Here is a 695-nt window from a genome sequence, read left to right as displayed (position 1 = left end):
CCAATATTTAAACCACGGTCATTAAATACAGTATAAAAATTATAATAATCATTAATATTTAATTTATCTGCATCTTCATCTAAAATTAATAAAGTATATTGTCTTTCGGTTGATTGCTGAGTAAATACTTGTTCAAATTTAGCATCTCCAAATTGAATAGAACTTCTATCATCAATCATATAAGCATCTCAATATTTACCAACTTTGACTTCTTTTGTATAAAAGTTATCTGCTTTATTATCATTAATAAAATAATTTAATTTATATTTATTTAAGTATTCTAACATTCTATTAATATCATAAATGTTTTCACCATCAATTAATTTTCAATAATAATTAATATTTTCACCTTTTAATTTTATCGCAAAAGGTGTTTCATTATTTACTCATATAGTTGAGTTAACTGGTTGTTTATTAAAATCATCAATAGTTAATATATTAATTTCTTCACCTTTATATTTTTGAACTATTTTTAAACTACCTTGTCATTGTGCAATAGTACTTTCCATATTATCAAATATTCTTGTATAACTACCATAATCACTTGGTTTAGCATTATTTGGTTTTCAACCAGTTTCTGTATCAGGTATATATGAACTATAAATATTAAAAGGAAATACCATTCAATGTCTATTATCTCGTATGTTTTCTCTAATATCTATTAAAGTATCATGGGCTTGTCTTCTTAATTCTWC

Annotated in this window: 1 protein-coding gene; it reads right to left on the bottom strand. The window is 23.1% G+C overall.

The features are described from left to right. A partial coding sequence (locus EHV01_RS06265; protein WP_422066708.1) for a hypothetical protein occupies window positions 1-695 on the bottom strand: 695 nt, incomplete at both ends.

This window comes from Spiroplasma sp. hy2 (assembly GCF_044714365.1).
In the GTDB taxonomy this organism is placed as follows: Bacteria; Bacillota_I; Bacilli_A; order Mycoplasmatales; family Mycoplasmataceae; genus Spiroplasma; species Spiroplasma phoeniceum.
This window is presented reverse-complemented; position numbering and strand designations above follow the sequence as displayed.